15 protein-coding genes are annotated in these 16,902 nt (G+C 59.5%); 2 read left to right on the top strand and 13 right to left on the bottom strand.

The features are described from left to right. Window positions 1–75: 75 nt before the first annotated feature. The 5 genes from AC0TNJ_RS14325 to cyoA all read right to left on the bottom strand — a co-directional run bounded on the left by AC0TNJ_RS14325 (window position 76) and on the right by cyoA (window position 5,294). On the bottom strand, window positions 76–765 hold the full coding sequence (locus tag AC0TNJ_RS14325) for an SH3 domain-containing protein (protein ID WP_473771465.1): 690 nt from the start codon (window positions 763–765) through the stop codon (window positions 76–78). A gap of 399 nt (window positions 766–1,164) precedes the next feature. After that, a complete protein-coding gene (locus tag AC0TNJ_RS14320) occupies window positions 1,165–1,533 on the bottom strand; it encodes a cytochrome o ubiquinol oxidase subunit IV (RefSeq protein WP_122002963.1) in 369 nt (122 codons plus the stop codon). Beyond that, window positions 1,533–2,174: a cytochrome o ubiquinol oxidase subunit III gene (gene cyoC / locus AC0TNJ_RS14315; protein ID WP_122002962.1), complete on the bottom strand. Its 642-nt coding sequence runs from the start codon at window positions 2,172–2,174 to the stop codon at window positions 1,533–1,535. Before cyoC ends, AC0TNJ_RS14320 begins: the two co-directional genes overlap by 1 nt. A 5-nt stretch (window positions 2,175–2,179) precedes the next feature. After that, on the bottom strand, window positions 2,180–4,159 hold the full coding sequence (gene cyoB, locus AC0TNJ_RS14310) for a cytochrome o ubiquinol oxidase subunit I (protein ID WP_473771464.1): 1,980 nt from the start codon (window positions 4,157–4,159) through the stop codon (window positions 2,180–2,182). Between the two features lie 127 nt (window positions 4,160–4,286). Beyond that, complete coding sequence (gene cyoA / locus AC0TNJ_RS14305) at window positions 4,287–5,294, bottom strand: ubiquinol oxidase subunit II (RefSeq protein WP_473767434.1); 1,008 nt, start codon at window positions 5,292–5,294, stop codon at window positions 4,287–4,289. A 555-nt stretch (window positions 5,295–5,849) separates the two neighbouring features. Between cyoA and AC0TNJ_RS14300 the strand changes: the two genes are divergently transcribed. Continuing rightward, window positions 5,850–6,809: a molybdopterin-binding protein gene (locus tag AC0TNJ_RS14300; protein ID WP_473771463.1), complete on the top strand. Its 960-nt coding sequence runs from the start codon at window positions 5,850–5,852 to the stop codon at window positions 6,807–6,809. A gap of 163 nt (window positions 6,810–6,972) precedes the next feature. Here the strand turns inward: AC0TNJ_RS14300 and AC0TNJ_RS14295 are convergent, their stop codons facing one another. Next, entirely contained in the window at window positions 6,973–7,281 is a 309-nt protein-coding gene (locus AC0TNJ_RS14295) for a Dabb family protein (protein ID WP_122002958.1), read from the bottom strand. Window positions 7,282–7,656: 375 nt separating this feature from the next. Continuing rightward, a complete protein-coding gene (locus AC0TNJ_RS14290) occupies window positions 7,657–7,857 on the bottom strand; it encodes a hypothetical protein (RefSeq protein ID WP_151660294.1) in 201 nt (66 codons plus the stop codon). A gap of 301 nt (window positions 7,858–8,158) precedes the next feature. On the opposite strand from AC0TNJ_RS14290, the gene AC0TNJ_RS14285 reads away from it, so the two are divergent. Continuing rightward, a complete protein-coding gene (locus tag AC0TNJ_RS14285) occupies window positions 8,159–8,752 on the top strand; it encodes a tyrosine-protein phosphatase (protein ID WP_473771462.1) in 594 nt (197 codons plus the stop codon). Between the two features lie 117 nt (window positions 8,753–8,869). On the opposite strand, the gene AC0TNJ_RS14280 is transcribed toward AC0TNJ_RS14285, so the two are convergent. From AC0TNJ_RS14280 to AC0TNJ_RS14255, 6 genes are all read right to left on the bottom strand, one after another. After that, window positions 8,870–9,976, bottom strand: coding sequence for a branched-chain amino acid ABC transporter substrate-binding protein (locus AC0TNJ_RS14280; protein WP_122002955.1), 1,107 nt, complete (start codon window positions 9,974–9,976; stop codon window positions 8,870–8,872). Window positions 9,977–10,373: 397 nt separating this feature from the next. Next, window positions 10,374–11,177 carry a crotonase/enoyl-CoA hydratase family protein gene (locus AC0TNJ_RS14275; protein WP_473767437.1) on the bottom strand — a complete coding sequence of 268 codons (804 nt, stop codon included), beginning with the start codon at window positions 11,175–11,177 and terminating at the stop codon, window positions 10,374–10,376. 8 nt (window positions 11,178–11,185) lie between these two features. Then, a complete protein-coding gene (locus AC0TNJ_RS14270; protein WP_473771461.1) occupies window positions 11,186–12,049 on the bottom strand; it encodes a hydroxymethylglutaryl-CoA lyase in 864 nt (287 codons plus the stop codon). Beyond that, window positions 12,042–14,009: an acetyl/propionyl/methylcrotonyl-CoA carboxylase subunit alpha gene (locus tag AC0TNJ_RS14265; protein WP_473771622.1), complete on the bottom strand. Its 1,968-nt coding sequence runs from the start codon at window positions 14,007–14,009 to the stop codon at window positions 12,042–12,044. Before AC0TNJ_RS14265 ends, AC0TNJ_RS14270 begins: the two co-directional genes overlap by 8 nt. A gap of 64 nt (window positions 14,010–14,073) precedes the next feature. After that, window positions 14,074–15,681, bottom strand: a complete 1,608-nt coding sequence (locus AC0TNJ_RS14260; RefSeq protein WP_473771460.1) for a carboxyl transferase domain-containing protein — start codon at window positions 15,679–15,681, stop codon at window positions 14,074–14,076. Then, window positions 15,681–16,829, bottom strand: coding sequence for an isovaleryl-CoA dehydrogenase (locus AC0TNJ_RS14255; protein ID WP_473771621.1), 1,149 nt, complete (start codon window positions 16,827–16,829; stop codon window positions 15,681–15,683). The genes AC0TNJ_RS14260 and AC0TNJ_RS14255 overlap by 1 nt, the downstream gene beginning before the upstream one ends. Between the last annotated feature and the right edge of the window lie 73 nt (window positions 16,830–16,902).

Below are 16,902 nucleotides of genomic sequence, written 5' to 3'. Positions count from 1 at the left end.
CGGCGGGGTGTCGGCGGGCCGCCCATCAGGTCACGGGAGGAGGGAGGAGGATGACCTGACGAAGTGTTCCCGCTGTCAGCGGCCGGAGTGGATCGGGCGCATATCGCCGAAATGGCCGCCGCCAAAGCCGTGATTGAATGCAGGCCGGTTATATGCGGGCCGATTGAAGCCGCCGCCGTTGAAGCGCGGCCTCACCGGCCCCGGCCCCCAATAGTGGCCAGCCTGCCGGGTCCGCCATGCGGGGCCGACGCCCCAGTGCGGGTTCCAGTGATTGCGACCACCGCGCCAGGACTGGCAGTTGCGGCCGATGCAGCCATTGTAGTAGTTCGGACCGCCGCGCCAGCCATATCCCCGATAGCCATATCCCCGATAGCCGGGCCCCCAATAGCCGCCGGTTGCCCAGCCGAGGCCCAGACCGGCGCCAAAGCCCGGCGCCCAGCCATCATAGTAGCCATTATCGACGATGACAGCGGTGGACGGCGCAGCATAGGAACCGAAACGGACATAGCGTGCCGACACAAAGCCAACGCTGCCGCCATTATAAATCTGGCACCAGCCATTGCGGCAGGAACCGGCATTCACGCTTGCCCCGGCGGGAAGTGCGGCAACACGGGCATAATTGGCGCCCGGCCCCGAACGGACATTCACCGCAGCCGAAACATAGGCCGTGGCCGCGGAAGCAACAGCGGGCGCGACCAGAAACGCCGCCGCAACAGCGACGCCGAGAAAACGATTTTTAGTAAGCACTCTCTTAAATAACGACATCGCATATACTCCAGATTTGCGAACAACCAGAGGCGCATTAAAGTATCAAACACAATAGCGAATATATATTATCTAGCACAAAATGCAAATTACTATACATGCGATGGTAAATTTAGGCCTTATATTATCATTTCCTACACTTTAATTAGTACCGTGTAGACTTAGCGCTACCGGGATACCAATCTATTTTACATAAATTTTACTACAATTTCATCGAATGCATTCCGGCACCCCACCGCACAAAGAAAAGCGCCCCGGAATGAACCGGGGCGCCACGCGGCTTTGGGGGAGAGAGGGAGGATAAAGCCGCGATAACGGGCCGTCAGGCCAGTTGTTTCACGAAGCTCACAGAAGCATTCCCCGCAGGCGTTGCGATGCAGGGAATACCCTTGACGAAGCTTATGGCAGGTTGCGCACGTCTTCCGGCGACATGTACATCGGCATCATATTGGTATCGAGGTGATGCATGACCCAGATGGAGCCGGCAAGCACGATGGCCAGGATGATGACCGTGAAGATGAGCGCCAGAATGTTCCAGCCGCCTTCCGACCTCGGATCGAGGTGCAGGAAGTAGACCAGATGCACCAGGATCTGGACGACGGCGAGACCGAGCACGATGGCAGCGGTGGTTCCCGGCGTGAAGTAGCCATTCATGGCCATCATGAATGGAACGACGGTAAGGGCGACCGCCAGCACGAAGCCGATCAGATAGGACTTCAGGCTGCCGTGGCTTGCGCCGTGGTCGTGTGTTTCGTGTGCAGAGCTCATCACAGTACACCCAGCAGATAGACAAGAGTAAAGACGCCGATCCAGATGATGTCCAGGAAGTGCCAGAAGAGGCTGAGGCACATCACGCGCGTCTGGTTCTTTTCGGTCAGGCCATCACGCAGAAGCTGGCCGGAAAGAACCAGGATCCAGATGAGGCCCGACGTGATGTGAAGACCATGGGTTCCCACCAGCGCGAAGAAGGCGGAGAGGAACGCGCTGCGGCCCGGTCCGGCACCTTCGTGGATCAGGTGATTGAACTCATAGACTTCCATCGCGAGGAAGGCAGCGCCGAGCAGGAAGGTCACGCCCAGCCAGAACAGAAGGCCAGCGCGGTTCTTCTTGAACATCGACAGCGTGGCCAGACCATAGGTCAGCGACGACACCAGGAGCAGCATGGTTTCGATCAGAACGAAGTTCAGATCGAACAGTTCACGGCCGGTCGGGCCGCCCGCGAACTGATGCGCCAGCACGGCATAGGTTGCAAACAGCCCCGAGAACAGGACGCAGTCGCTCATCAGGTAGATCCAGAAGCCGACCAGCGTGGTCGACCCTGCATCGTGATGGTCCTCGTGAGCGGGGTGCTCGTTTCCGCCCCTGAACGGAGCAACGGAGGGAGCGGCGGTTGAAATGCTTGCGCTCATCGGAATCAGGCCTCCTGAGCAGTCAGTTGCCGGGTACGGAGGTCTTCGACTTCCTGCACCTCTTCGGCCGAGACGTAAAAGTCCCTGTCATTATTGAAGGAGTGAGCGATGGCAACGGCCAGCACAGCGAGGGCGGAGGCGATTGCCAGCCACCAGATGTGCCAGACCAGGGCAAAGCCGAGCGGAATGTTCAGCATGCCGATGATGAAGCCGGTGCCGGTGTTCTTCGGCATATGAATGCGCGCGAACTTTTCGGTGCGGCGCACATAGCCGTTCTGCTTCATATCCCACCAGCTGTCGTGATCGCGCACATGCGGAACTTCGGCGAAGTTGTAGAAGGCAGGCGGCGAAGCCAGCGACCATTCCAGCGTGCGGCCCGTGCCCCAGCTGTCGCCATTGGTATCGCGCAGCTTTTCGCGGTCGCGGATCGAGAGGGCGATCTGCAGAACCTGGAACACGATGCCGCAAAGGATGATCGCAACGCCGATGGCGGCAACGATGAGGTAGATGTGCCATGCCGGGTTTTCGGTGTGGTTCAGACGACGGGTCATGCCCATCAGGCCGAGCACGTAGAGCGGCATGAAGGCAAGAATGAAGCCGACGAGCCAGCACCAGAAGGCGTTCTTGCCCAGACGTTCGTTCAGCTTGAAGCCGAAAGCCTTCGGCCACCAGTAGACGACACCGGCAAAGCAACCGAACAGGACGCCCGAAATGATCACATTGTGGAAGTGGGCAATCAGGAACACCGAGTTGTGCAGCACGAAGTCTGCCGGTGGAACAGCGAGCAGAACGCCCGTCATGCCGCCGACGACGAAGGTGCACATGAAGCCGATGGTCCACATGATCGGCGTTTCCATGCGCACGCGACCCTTATACATGGTGAAGAGCCAGTTGAAGACCTTCGCCCCTGTCGGGATGGAAATGATCATGGTCGCCACGCCGAAGAAGGCGTTGACATTGGCGCCGCCACCCATGGTGAAGAAGTGGTGGACCCAGACCAGGAACGACAGGATGGTGATGGCAACGGTGGCGTAAACCATCGACTTGTAGCCGAACAGGCGCTTGCCGGAGAAGGTTGCCACGATTTCCGAGAAGATGCCGAAGCACGGCAGAACCAGAATATAGACTTCCGGGTGGCCCCAGATCCAGATGAGGTTCACATACATCATCGGATTGCCACCGGCATCATTGGTGAAGAAGTGGAAATCCAGATAGCGGTCGAGCGACAGAAGCGCCAGCGTGACGGTGAGGATCGGGAAGGCCGCAACGATCAGCACGTTGGAGCAAAGCGCGGTCCAGGTGAAGACCGGAACCTGCATCATGCCCATGCCGGGCGCGCGCATCTTGATGATGGTGGTGATGAGATTGACGCCGGAAAGCAGCGTTCCCATACCGGAAATCTGCAAGGCCCAGATATAGTAATCCACCCCGACATCCGGGCTGAACTCCTTGCCGGAAAGCGGCGGATAGGCCAGCCAGCCGGTCTTGGCGAATTCGCCGACGCCGAGCGAGATGTTGATGAGGATCGCACCGGCAACCGTCAGCCAGAAGCTGAGCGAGTTGAGGTAGGGGAAAGCCACGTCGCGCGCGCCGATCTGAAGCGGCACGGCAAAGTTCATCAGGCCGACGATGAAGGGCATCGCCACGAAGAAGATCATGATCACGCCATGGGCGGTGAAGATCTGGTCGTAGTGGTGCGGCGGCAGGAAGCCTTCATTGGCGCCGGAGGCAAGCGCCTGCTGGGCGCGCATCATCACCGCATCCGAGAAGCCGCGGAACAGCATCACCAGCGCCAGAATGATATACATCACGCCAATGCGCTTGTGGTCGACGGAGGTGAGCCAGTCGTTCCAGAGCGGCGCCCATTTGCGGTAGTAGGTTATGGCTGCAAGAAGAGCGAGCCCCCCGCCAGCCACCGCGGCCAAAGTGACCATGATGATTGGCTCGTGATAGGGTATCGCTTCGAGCGTAAGTTTTCCGAACATTTTTATCACGCTTCGATTGGAGCAATTCCGGGGCGGCGCAAGAGCGCCATCTTTCCGGAACCGCGTGAAACAAGGGATTGAATGCGGATGGCCGCGACCCCTGCGGGGTCACGGCGCCATCGGCAAATCAGTTTGCTAGCTGCGACAGGCGCTGCGGCTGCACGGCGCAGATGATGTCGTTCGCCCATTGGCTGAAATCGACAGGCGAAGACTTGCGCAGATTGGCGCGCGCTTCGCGGATCATCTGCTGGCGATGCATTTCATCGTCGAGGCAGACGGACTTGCCGTCCCAGCAGCGGTTGACGATGTTGTGGAACAGCGCCTTGTCATTATAGGTGAAGAACTGCACCGGATGCTTTTCGCTCGGCTGCACCAGCGAACCGTAGCGCGTGCCGTTCAGTTCCTCGCCATTTGCCTTGGCCTTCACGTCGGCAACCCACTTGTCGAAGTCGGCCTGATTGTAGGCATGCGCCTTGAAGCGCATCTGGGCAAAGCCCTGGCCGCTGTAATTGGCCGAGATGCCATCGAATTCGCCTTCGTGATTGGCAACCAGATGCAGCTTCGTCTGCATGCTCGGCATGGTATAGACCTGGCTGCCGAGCTGCGGAATGAAGAAGGAATTCATGATGTTGCTGGAGGTCAGCTTGAAGTTGACCGGCACATCGACCGGCATTGCCATCTCGTTGACGGTGGCGATGCCCTGATCGGGATAGATGAAAAGCCATTTCCAGTCGAGCGCGACGACCTCGACATTGATCGGCTTCGCGTTCGATTCCAGCGGACGATACGGGTCGAGCTTGTGCGTGCTGATCCAGGTGACCGTGCCCAGAACGACAATGATCGCCATCGGGATGAGCCAGACGGCAAGCTCGATCTTGGTCGAGTGATGCCAGTCGGGCTGGTAATCCGCCTTTTCATTCGAGGCGCGGTACTTCCATGCGAAGTAAAGCGTCATGAAGATGACGGGAAGCACGACAAGCAGCATGATGCCGGTCGCAAAGAAGATGAGATCGCGTTCTGCCATGCCTATTTCCCCTTTCGGAGAAAGCAGGACCTGGTTCTCGCAGCCTGCGAGAAACGCCGTGAGGGCCATGACGGCGAACGAAACGATCGTCCGGGGGGTGCCGTGTTTCATTTGTCTTTCCATCCTGCGCGCAGAGTGTCATCTCCGGCGCATGCGTCATTTCCTAGTTTTCGGTAAATTCTGAAATTTCCAAAAGTACCGTTATAACGAATAACCGCGTTTGTCACGTGTCTGACGAAAATTGTGCTGGATCGTAATGTCGCGCCCAAAAACGGGCATTTTGTATGAATAATCGAGGCTGACGCTGATGCGGGCCACTTGTCAGGCAATGTCTGGTGCAATGATCGATCTCCCGATCAGGGATCGATGTTCCGACGGATCGGCCGGCTGGGGCGCTGGCCATCGGATGCGCGGTGCCAATAGGCCCAACGCACGGGGTTTGCAAGGTGAAAACCACTGTTTTTCCGTTGAATAAACGGGATTGTGATGGGATTTTACCGAATCCGCCGCAGACGGGCCCCTACGTATTTCTCACCCAATTCATGAAAATGCTCAATCGCCACGCGGGTTTAACAGGCGCCCTCCAACGCATAATCCTGATCGTCCGGGGTTCGCTCTACCCGGTTTATGTTTTATTGGATATTCACGAGGGAATTGGGGGTAGAGATGATATTTGCCGAAATGCCGCTCGATGAAGCCGAAGGTGCAATCCTTGGTTATGCGACGACCGCGGGTGCGCTCACCTTGCGTAAAGGTACGGTTCTCGATGCGCTCAGCCTCGCCCTGCTGCGGGAGGCGGGTGTCAGTTCGGTTCTGGCCGCGCGTCTGGAACAGGGCGATATCGGCGAGGACGAGGCGGCACTTGCCATCGCGCGCATAGTCGCGTCCGCTGATGTGGAAATCGGCAATGCCACCACCGGGCGCGTCAACCTGCATGCCCGGAAGAATGGCGTGTTTTCAGCCGATGCAGGCAGTATCGATGCCATCAACGCGCATGATGCGCGCATTTCCATCGCGACGCTGCGCAACCATGTGCGGGTGGAAGCCGGGCAGATGATCGCCACCGTCAAGATCATTCCTTTTGCCGTGCCGCAGACCCTGCTGCATGAAATCGGCCTTGATGTGCGGCCCGCGCTGCATGTCTATCCCTTCAATGGCGCGCAGGTCGGCCTGATCCAGTCGCGTCTCCCCTCGATCCGCGAGACGGTTCTGGAGAAGACCCGCGAACTGATGGAAAAGCGCGCGGCCCGGAACGGCGGGACGCTTGTTTGCGAAAAGCGCGTCGCGCACGATCAGGCGGCGCTGGCTGCGGCAATCGCGGATGTGGGCAGGGCCTGCGACATCATCGTGATTTTCAGCGCTTCGGCGGTTGCCGACGAAGCGGATATCGTGCCGCAATCGATCCGTATTTCAGGGGGCGAAATCCTGCGCATCGGCATGCCGGTCGATCCCGGCAATCTGCTGGTCCTGGGACGGCACGGCGGAAAATATATCGTCGCCGCGCCCGGATCGGCCCGCAGCGCCCGCGAAAACAGCCTCGACCACGTGCTGGATCGCCTGATGGCGGGAATTGCGCTTTCCGCCGATGATCTTTCCCGCATGGGCGTGGGCGGGCTGGTATTGTAGGCTGCATCGCTGCAGCAATCCCGGAGCCTGAACCAAAAAGCGGCAGGCCGCGTTGAAAATGGCGATCTTCGAGTACCGGAGGAGCGTACTTAAAGGTACGCGGGCACCGGAACGCTGAAAAGCACCATTTGCAGACCGGCATGGCGACTTTTGGAACAAGCTCTCAGATCGCGTAGTCGAAAACCAGTATGCCTTCTATGCCGCCATCGGCCGCTTCGACGAGGCTTTTGCCGACTTTCGCGTGTTCGGGATGCGGAAGATAGGCGTCGCGCGCCGCGCCGTCCGTGAAATCCACGACGAAGCCGTGGCGAAATCCCCTTTCGAGATTTTCAGGACTGTTGTTTTCGCCAGCCGTGATGGACAGGATGCCGCCGATCTTGTCCTTGAGCGCGACGACGGACTGCAATCTCTCGTCGATCTGCGCGGCTTCGAGTTCGGGCCTGAATTTGATGAGAACGATGTGGCGTATCATGAATGTCTTCCGTGATTGAAGAAGATCGCGCAGTCGCCGGAAATGGCGGCAGGCACTGACGCGAAAAAGGCCGGGCTGAACCCGACCTTCCGCTTTCACCTGAGTTGCGCCAGTACATCCGTGGTCACGATCCCAAGTGAATTCCCGATACGCATATGGATATAATCCGTCTACGTTTCAGGAATATGACATTGCGGGCAGCGGCCAGATCGCTCCAAAACCGGCTCAACCCGGCCCTGCCCCGACAGTTTCGGCCCACAAACCGTTGCCTGCAACCGCCGTATTCTCATGTGAGCGCCGCGTCGCGCCCAATTCCTTCGGCATCCATCCCGCTCCGCGGGCCGATGCCTCAAGCCTCCCCCACAGAACTTGCCGTCAGGCCGCCATCGGCGCTTCGGCCAGTTCCGGATGATTGTAGTCCCATACCTCGATCAGGCATTGCCGCATCAAATCGAGATCGACCGGCCCGATCCGGCTCAGCACGAGATCAAGTTCGTCAGGCTCAACACCCCGGTTGAGCAACTCGACAATTGCCTCGATCAGAATTCTTTTATCGTCAAATCTGTAGCGCTGCATAAACCTGCTCCGCTAACTGCCCCATCCATGGTCACAGATTAAACAGACATGGTTAACCGAAGCTTAAGCCCACGAAAAACCGCCCGCTCCACCGACGCCCACACCCGGACAGACGCTTGTTCCAACAATTTCCCGCGCACATCTGCGGGACCCTAATTAAAAAATAACTTAAACAGAAACATCAAATTCTTGTCTGTACGGACAAGATTAAGACAAATTCTTAGTATATTTCCCGCAAAAACCAAGTAGAAAATTTCCAGACGGTTTATTTTATTATATTATTTCATTCGAATGAGGCTCTATGTCGTTCTTTCGCAGATATATGGATTGGTCCTTTACTCGTGTCCGGCTTGTCGCGCTTGGACTGCTCATCGGCGCAAGCGTCATGGGCGGTTATCTTTATACGCTGCAATATAAGGGCAATGTCCACGCCGTCGTTGCCGGGCAGGCCTATCGCTCCAACCAGCCCGACCCGGCGCGCATCGCTGCGTTGCAGAAGCTTTACGGCATCAAGACCATCATCAATCTGCGCGGCGCCGAACCCGGTTCGAAATGGTATGATGAAGAAATTGCAGCCGCAGAGACACTTGGTATCAATCACGTCAATTTCGGCATGTCATCGCGACGGGCGCTGGACCTTGCACAAACCAGAGAGCTGATCGCCCTCATGCAGAATGCGGAAAAGCCGGTGCTCATCCATTGCAAATCCGGCGCCGACCGCACCGGCCTCGCCGCAGCGCTCTATGTCGCGGCAATCGCCAAGGACAGCGAAAGAAAAGCGGAACGGCAGCTGTCCATCGCCTACGGGCATTTCGGTTTTCCGCTGAGCCCCACCTACGCGATGGACAAGACATTTGAGGCTATCGAAGCCGAACTCGGCTTTACCGGCTCCTGACCACAAACGAAAAACGCCGGGGCCAAACCCCGGCGTTTTTCTGTTTATTTGAACCGCGCATCTTATCCGAAAACCGTTTTCCACGTTTCGGGATGCGCTCCCTTTCAGGCAACCACCTTATTCGAGGCCGACGATCTTGCCGCCATCCCACTTGAAGATGTCGAAGCTCGGCGAGCTGAGATCGCCGTTTTCGCCGTAGGTCAGCGTGCCGATGGCGGTTTCGATCGGCTTGCCGTCATGCAGCGCCTTGGCGACGGCTGCCGAGTCGTCGGCGGAACCGGCGCGTTCAATGCCAGCCTTGATGACTTCAACGGCGGCATAGGCGTTCATGGTGAAGGCTTCAGCCGGGATGTTCTTGGCCTTCAGGGCTTCGATAGCATCCTTGGAGGCCGGGTTCTTGGTGGCGTCCTTGGCGTTGGTGAAGAGCGTGCCCTGCGCGTTGGTGCCGCCGATTGCCCAATATTCGGTATTGGACAGGCCTTCGCCGCCAAGCACCAGGGCCTGGAGACCGGCATCATGCAGCTGACGCGACAGCAGGCCGCCTTCGGCATGGTAGCCGCCGAAATAGACGATGTCAGCACCGGCAGACTTCAGCTTGGTGACGAGCGCGGAAAAATCCTTGTCGCCCGGCGTGACGGAATCATAATGGACTTCCGTGACGCCGCCCTTGTTGAGCGCCGCCTTGAAAGCGTCGGCCAGACCCTTGCCGTAAGCACCCTTGTCGTGGATCACGGCAACCTTCTTGTCCTTGAAGTTCTTCAGGACGTAATCGGCCATGACTTCAGCCTGCTGGTCGTCGCGGCCGCAGGTGCGGAACACGTTTTCCAGCTTGCGGGCAGTCAGATCAGGACCGGTGGCGGTCGGGGTGACCATCAGCACGCCGTTTTCCGAAAACACGTCGGAAACCGGAATGGCGACGCCGGTCGTGACCGGGCCGACGACGAACTTGACGCCGTCGCCAACGATCTGGTTGGCGGCGGAAACGCCCTGCTTCGGCTCACCGGCATCGTCGGCAAACTTCAGGACGACTTTCTCGCCCTTGATGCCGCCCGCCTTGTTGATGACTTCCACGGCGGTTTCCGCGCCCTTCTTCACCTGATCGCCGAAAGCGGCGACAGGACCCGTCAGCGGTGCAACCACGCCGATGGTGATGTCTGCATAAGCGGCGCTGGCAAAGCCGAGAGTGGCTGCGAAAGCCACGCTGGAAAGAAGTTTCAGGTTCATTCTTTTTCTCCTTTGGTGGGGCGGCGTCCTCCGACGGCCCCGAGACAACCCATGCCGGTCAAATCTCAGCGCATCTGCGCTGCCGAATTGCCGGGCCCTCCCTTTTGTTCATCGCATGATCTCAAAGGGTCGATTTAGAGCGCCAGACGCTCCAAATCATATGCATCAATGCGCATCTTGCCCGAAAACCGTTCACACGTTTCGGGATGCGCTTCAAAAGCACACCACACCGCCGCCTCGAAGAGGCCAGAGCCATAATATTATCCGAAATTGCATCCGCCCTTTCGGAATCATGCTCCAGAACGGGAGCGCGCTTTCATGATATAATAAGAATGCATTTCCGGCTTTCGATTGCAAGCGCCAAGTACCCGCAACTACAACGAAAAACCGCCTCCTCCTAAGTCGTTCCTCCCTCTTTTTTCCATGTCGGTGATCGCTTCGCAAAAAAGGCCGCGATCCCTTCCGCGGCCTCCGGTGTCTCCCATGTATCGGCAAGGCGGGTCAGCGTCATGTCGATCACCGCCTCGTCTATCGGCGCGCCCAGCGCATGGACCAGCCGCTTGGATGCGGCGACGGCTGCGGGCGCGGTGGAAAAGTAAGGTTTTATCTCCTCCTCCACCGCCGCATCGAGACGCTCCACCTCGACCACATCATGCAAGAGGCCGATCCGCCGCCCCTCCCGGGCATCGAACAGCCGCGCCGAGGTGAATGTGCGCAGCGCATTGGCCTGCCCGATACGCGCCACGACATACGGGCTGATGGTTGCGGGAATAAGCCCGAGCCTTGTCTCCGTCAGGCCAAAACGCGCATCGCAAACGCCAATCGCCGCATCGCACACGCTGATGAGACCGACGCCGCCGCCATAGGCTTGCCCGTTGATGCGTCCAATCAATGGCTTTGGCAGATCGCGCAGCGCTTTCAGCATGAGGGCAAGCTTGCGCGCTTCCTCAATGCGCCGTTCACGCGTGGCTTTGACCTGCTCCTGCATCCAGCCCAGATCGCCGCCCGCGCAAAAGCTCATGCCTGCGCCGGTCAGGATCACGATGCGTATGGCTTCGTTATCGCCCAGATGCAGCGCTGCGGTGGTTAGCTCATCGATCATCAAGCCCGACAGCGCATTGTGCTGTTCGGGCCGGTTCAGCGTGAGCGTCGCCACGCCACGTGGGTCGACCGCAATCTGGATGGTTTCGAAGTCGCTCATAATTGCTCCTAGGCCGCTTTATCCTGACGCAGCGCTTGCGCAAAAAGTGCAGCCGATCTCAGTTTTTGAATATCGAGACCGGTTTCGAAACCAAGATCATGCAGCATTTCGGCGACCAGCACCGTATCGACATTGCCCTTCGCACCCGGCGCGAATGGGCAGCCGCCAAGCCCGCCGACGGAAGCATCGAACACGCGCAGGCCCTTCTCCAGACTAACGCGGACATTGTCGAGCGCCCGCCCGCCAGTGTCATGATAATGACCGGCAAGGCTGTGCGCCGGGGCGATGGCCAGCACCGCGTCCAGCATGGCGGCAACCTTGTCCGGCGTGCCGCGCCCGATGGTATCGCCAAGGCTCACCTCGTGACAGCCGAGCGAAAACAGCTGCTCGGTCACATCGGCAACTGCCTGTGGGGTAACCGGCCCGTCATAGGGGCATTCGACCACGCAGCTCACATAGCCGCGAATGGCCAGGCCGTCATTGATCGCGGCACCGATGACAGGCGACAGGCGCTCGATGCTTTCGGCAATCGTGCAATTGATATTGGCTTTGGAAAAGCCTTCCGAGGCGGAAATGAAAACCGCTATTTCGTCGACATTGGCGGCAGCGGCAGCCTCATAGCCCTTCATATTGGGCACCAGAGCCGAATAACGGACGCTGTCGGCGCGCCTGATCCCGGCCATGACTTCCCGGCTATCCGCCAGTTGCGGCACCCATTTGGGGCTGACGAAACTCGTCGCCTCGATGCGCGAATAGCCGCAATCCGACAGGCGGTCGATCAGCGCAATCTTGTCGGCGGTTGGCACAAAACGCTTTTCGTTTTGCAGGCCGTCACGCGCTGCCATTTCGACGATTTCAACGTGTTCAGCCATGTTGCTCCTCCAGCTCGACCAGCAATGCGCCTTCACTGACCTGATCGCCCGCCGTAACGGTTACGGATGCGACCTTGCCGTCGCGCGGCGCCGTCAGTGACAGTTCCATCTTCATTGCTTCCATCGTCACCAGCGGATCGCCCTTGGCGACGCTCGCACCTTCCACGACGGAAACCAGCCGCACCAGCCCCGGCATCGGCGACAGGATGCGGCTTTCGCTCGAGGCATCCTCCTCCGCGCCTATCGACTGCACATGATGAAATATGGTGTCGCGACCTTCGAATTGCACCGTCACATCATGTCCGATGCGCGAGACCGACGCCTCCGATACGCGACCATCAAGGGCGAAACGGACGAGGCCGTTCTTGTGCTCACGAATTTCGATGGTACCGAAAGCAAAGCTGAAACGGTTGCCGCCTCTGGCCGCAAAGTTGACCGTGCGGCGCTCGCCGTGATGATCGAGCAGAACCGAGCGCGATGCCTCGCCCCATAGACGGAAACCGCGCAGGCTTGCCCATGGGTCGCCTTCTTGCGGCGCATCCAGGAGATCGAGCGCACCAAGCGCGGCCAGCGCAAAGGCGATATCCGAAGGCTGCTTTTCGGTGAAAAGCGCTGCCGTCTCGCGTCCGATCAACCCGGTATCGACATCGCCTGTGCGGAAAGCGTCGAGATTGCAGAGCGCCGACAGGAACTGGCGGTTGGTGAGCAGCCCTGCAATACGGGTCTTGCCAAGCGCCGCATCCAGCCGGTTCAGCGCCTCATCGCGGGTTGCGCCATGGCTGATGATCTTGGCGATCATCGGATCGTAGAACGGCGTGATCGTATCACCGGCGCGCACGCCGGAATCGACACGCGCATTTTCAGGCGGGGCAAAAAGCGCAAGCTTGCCGGTGGCGGGCAGGAAATCCCGCGCCGGGTCTTCCGCATAAAGCCGCGCCTCGAAAGCCCAGCCGTTTATGGAAAGTTCGTCCTGACGCTTCGGCAGCGTCTCCCCCGACGCCACGCGCAATTGCCATTCGACCAGATCAAGCCCGGTAATCGCTTCCGTCACCGGATGCTCCACCTGCAACCGCGTGTTCATTTCCATGAAGAAGAAGCGGTCGGGCCGCAGCCCTTCCGACACATCGGCGATGAACTCCACCGTACCCGCGCCGGAGTAACCAATCGCCAGCGCCGCCTTTACCGCCGCCTCGCCCATGGCGGCGCGCATATCCCGCGTCATGCCGGGCGCAGGCGCTTCCTCGATCACCTTCTGATGGCGGCGTTGCAGCGAGCAATCGCGCTCGAACAGGTGCACCGCATTGCCGTGATTGTCGCCAAAAACCTGCACCTCGATATGGCGCGGCTTGGCCATGTATTTTTCGATCAACACCGCGCCGTCGCCGAACGAGGCTTCCGCCTCGCGCCGCGCGCTGTCGAGTGCTGCGGCGAAATCGGAAGCCTGATCGACCCGGCGCATGCCCTTGCCGCCGCCACCCGCCCGCGCCTTGATGAGCACCGGATAGGTGATCCGGTCGGCCTCGCTTTTGAGAAAGGCGCCATCCTGATTGTCGCCGTGATAGCCCGGCACGACAGGCACGCCTGCTTTTTCCATCAGCGCCTTGGCGGCATCTTTCAGCCCCATGGCGCGAATGGCCTTGGCCGACGGGCCGATGAAGGTGAGGCGCGCCTCTTCAACCGCATCCACAAAGCCTGCATTTTCGGAGAGAAACCCATAGCCCGGATGGATGGCCTCTGCGCCAGTTTCCTTCGCGGCCTTGATGATCGCATCGACATTCAGATAGCTTTGCGCCGAAATGGCGGGGCCGACACGCACCGCCTCGTCGGCCATCTCCACATGCAGCGCATTTGCATCCGCATCGGAATAGATCGCGACCGTGGCAATGCCGAGCTTGCGCGCCGTCCGAATGACCCGGCAGGCGATTTCTCCGCGATTGGCAATCAGTATCTTTTTGAACATCATTCCTGCCCTCGCGGGATGCGGGCGGAAAACCGCTTCACACTTTTCCTCATCCCGCGCCCCCTCACATTCTAAACAGGCCGAAACGCGTCGGCTCGACCGGCGCGTTCAGCGTGGCGGAAAGCGACAGGCCCAGCACCTCGCGGCTCTTGCGCGGATCGACGATGCCATCATCCCACAGCCTTGCAGATGCATAGAGCGGGTGGCTCTGGCGCTCGAACATTTCGAGCGTCGGGCGCTTGAACTCTGCCTCTTCTTCCGCCGACCATGTGCCGCCGGTGCGCTCGATCCCATCGCGCTTGACGGTCGCCAGCACGCCTGCCGCCTGCTCGCCGCCCATCACGGCGATGCGGCTGTTCGGCCATGTCCACAGGAAGCGCGGCGAGTAAGCCCGCCCGGCCATGCCGTAATTGCCCGCGCCATAGGATGCGCCGATCAGCATGGTGATCTTCGGCACATTGGCCGTGGCGACCGCCGTCACCAGCTTGGCGCCATGCTTGGCAATGCCTTCGGCCTCATATTTGCGCCCCACCATGAAGCCGGTGATGTTCTGCAAAAACACCAGCGGAATGTTGCGCTGGCAGCAAAGCTCGATGAAATGCGCGCCCTTCAGCGCCGCTTCCGAAAACAAGACGCCATTATTGGCGATGATGCCGACCGGCATGCCATAGACACTGGCAAAACCGCAGACCAAGGTGGTGCCGAACCGCGCCTTGAACTCATCGAAATCCGAACCATCGACAAGGCGCGCAATCACCTCGCGCACGTCATAGGGGATGCGCGTATCGGCCGAGACAACGCCCAGAATTTCTTCCGGGTCGTAAAGCGGCGCGGCGCCATCGCCTCTTGGGATAAAGCTACGCTTCTCGCTGTTGAGATTGGAGGCAATCGCGCGCGCGATTTGCAAGGCATGAGCATCGTCATTGGCCAGATGATCGGCGACGCCCGAAAGCCGCGTGTGGACATCGCCGCCGCCTAGATCCTCCGCGCTCACCACTTCGCCGGTCGCGGCTTTCACCAAAGGAGGACCCGCCAGAAAGATGGTGCCCTGATTGCGCACGATCACCGTCTCGTCGCTCATGGCCGGCACATAAGCGCCGCCTGCCGTGCACGATCCCATGACCACGGCGACCTGCGGAATGCCCGCCGCCGACATCTGTGCCTGATTGTAAAAGATGCGCCCGAAATGGTCGCGGTCCGGGAACACCTCATCCTGATTGGGCAGGTTCGCACCACCTGAATCGACCAGATAGATGCAGGGCAGACGATTTTCGCCCGCGATCTCCTGCGCACGCAGGTGCTTTTTCACCGTGACTGGATAATAGGTGCCACCCTTCACCGTCGCATCGTTGCAGACGATCATGCAGTCGCGACCCGACACGCGCCCGATGCCGGTGATAATGCCGCCGGAAGGTGCTGCCCCGCCATACATGCCATGGCCTGCCGTTAGCCCCACTTCCAGAAAGGGCGAACCCGGATCAAGCAATTGCGCGACACGCTCACGCGGCAGCAGTTTTCCGCGTGCGACATGACGCTCGCGCGCCTTTTCCCCGCCGCCGTCAATGGCAAGGCGAGCGGCTTCCGCCACCACATCGATTGCCGCCAGCATTGCCTTGCGGTTGGCCTCAAAGCTGGCGCTTCGGGTGGAAATTTCCGATTTCAGGACCGCCATCAACGGGTCTCCTGAAAGAGTTCCCGTCCGATCAGCATGCGCCGGATTTCCGATGTGCCTGCGCCGATTTCATAAAGCTTGGCGTCACGCAACAGGCGTCCGGTCGGGTAGTCGTTGATGTAACCATTGCCGCCCAGCGCCTGTATCGCCTGCAAGGCCATCTGGGTGGCGTTTTCCGCCGTATAGAGAATGCAGCCCGCCGCATCCTTGCGCGTCGTCTCGCCCCGGTCGCAGGCTGCTGCCACGGCATAGGTATAGGCGCGCGAAGCGTTGAAGATCACATACATGTCGGCAAGCTTGCCCTGCATCAACTGGAACTCGCCAATCGGCTGATCGAACTGCTTGCGCTCATGCACATAGGGCACCACGACATCGAGACACGCCGCCATGATGCCGAGCGGACCGCCCGCCAGCACCACGCGCTCGTAGTCAAGGCCGGACATCAGCACATTGACGCCCTTGCCCTCGGTTCCGAGCAGGTTTTCGGCGGGCACTTCGCAATCGCGAAACACCAGTTCGCACGTATTGGAGCCGCGCATGCCGAGCTTGTCGAGTTTTTGCGCTGTCGAAAACCCTTTGAAGCCTTTTTCGACGATGAAGGCGCTGATGCCGCGTGGGCCTGCCGCCGGATCGGTCTTGGCATAGACCACCAGTACGTCGGCATCGGGGCCATTGGTGATCCACATCTTGTTGCCGTTGAGAACATAGCGGTCGCCCCGCTTTTGCGCCTCAAGCTTCATCGACACGACGTCGGAACCGGCCCCCGGCTCGGACATGGCCAGCGCGCCGACATGCTCGCCGGAAATAAGCTTCGGCAGATATTTTGCGCGCTGTGCGGGCGAACCATTGCGGGTGATCTGGTTGACGCAGAGATTGGAATGCGCGCCATAGCTAAGCCCAATGGAGGCGGAAGCGCGGCTGATCTCCTCCATCGCCACGCAATGCGCCAGATAGCCCATGCCAGCACCGCCATAGTCTTCTGGCGCGGTGACGCCAAGCACGCCAAGCTCACCCAGTTCACGCCAAAGATGCATGGGAAATGCGTTATTGCGGTCGGTTTCAGCGGCAAGCGGCGCAATGCGCTCGTCCGCGAAACGGCGCACCGTATCGCGAAGGGCTTCGATCTCCTCGCCAAGACCGAAGTTTATGCCCCCATTTTGGCCCAAAGCAAACATACTCGTCCTCCACAAGTTCTGCCCGGCGACCATCTTTTACCAAGAT

This window comes from Ochrobactrum sp. PL_is483 (assembly GCF_055816855.1).
The sequence above is the reverse complement of the archived record's forward strand: the minus strand, read 5'-3'. Positions and strand labels throughout refer to the sequence as shown.

Bases quoted from the DNA above. Each gene is read 5' to 3' on its own strand.
- AC0TNJ_RS14290 (WP_151660294.1), bottom strand. From the start codon at position 7,857: ATGCAGCGCTACAGATTTGACGATAAAAGAATTCTGATCGAGGCAATT.
- AC0TNJ_RS14325 (WP_473771465.1), bottom strand. From the start codon at position 765: ATGTCGTTATTTAAGAGAGTGCTTACTAAAAATCGTTTTCTCGGCGTC.
- AC0TNJ_RS14280 (WP_122002955.1), bottom strand. From the start codon at position 9,976: ATGAACCTGAAACTTCTTTCCAGCGTGGCTTTCGCAGCCACTCTCGGC.
- AC0TNJ_RS14260 (WP_473771460.1), bottom strand. From the start codon at position 15,681: ATGGCGGTCCTGAAATCGGAAATTTCCACCCGAAGCGCCAGCTTTGAG.
- AC0TNJ_RS14295 (WP_122002958.1), bottom strand. From the start codon at position 7,281: ATGATACGCCACATCGTTCTCATCAAATTCAGGCCCGAACTCGAAGCC.
- AC0TNJ_RS14285 (WP_473771462.1), top strand. From the start codon at position 8,159: ATGTCGTTCTTTCGCAGATATATGGATTGGTCCTTTACTCGTGTCCGG.
- AC0TNJ_RS14300 (WP_473771463.1), top strand. From the start codon at position 5,850: ATGATATTTGCCGAAATGCCGCTCGATGAAGCCGAAGGTGCAATCCTT.
- AC0TNJ_RS14320 (WP_122002963.1), bottom strand. From the start codon at position 1,533: ATGAGCTCTGCACACGAAACACACGACCACGGCGCAAGCCACGGCAGC.
- AC0TNJ_RS14275 (WP_473767437.1), bottom strand. From the start codon at position 11,177: ATGAGCGACTTCGAAACCATCCAGATTGCGGTCGACCCACGTGGCGTG.
- AC0TNJ_RS14265 (WP_473771622.1), bottom strand. From the start codon at position 14,009: ATGTTCAAAAAGATACTGATTGCCAATCGCGGAGAAATCGCCTGCCGG.
- cyoC (WP_122002962.1), bottom strand. From the start codon at position 2,174: ATGAGCGCAAGCATTTCAACCGCCGCTCCCTCCGTTGCTCCGTTCAGG.
- AC0TNJ_RS14270 (WP_473771461.1), bottom strand. From the start codon at position 12,049: ATGGCTGAACACGTTGAAATCGTCGAAATGGCAGCGCGTGACGGCCTG.
- cyoB (WP_473771464.1), bottom strand. From the start codon at position 4,159: ATGTTCGGAAAACTTACGCTCGAAGCGATACCCTATCACGAGCCAATC.
- cyoA (WP_473767434.1), bottom strand. From the start codon at position 5,294: ATGAAACACGGCACCCCCCGGACGATCGTTTCGTTCGCCGTCATGGCC.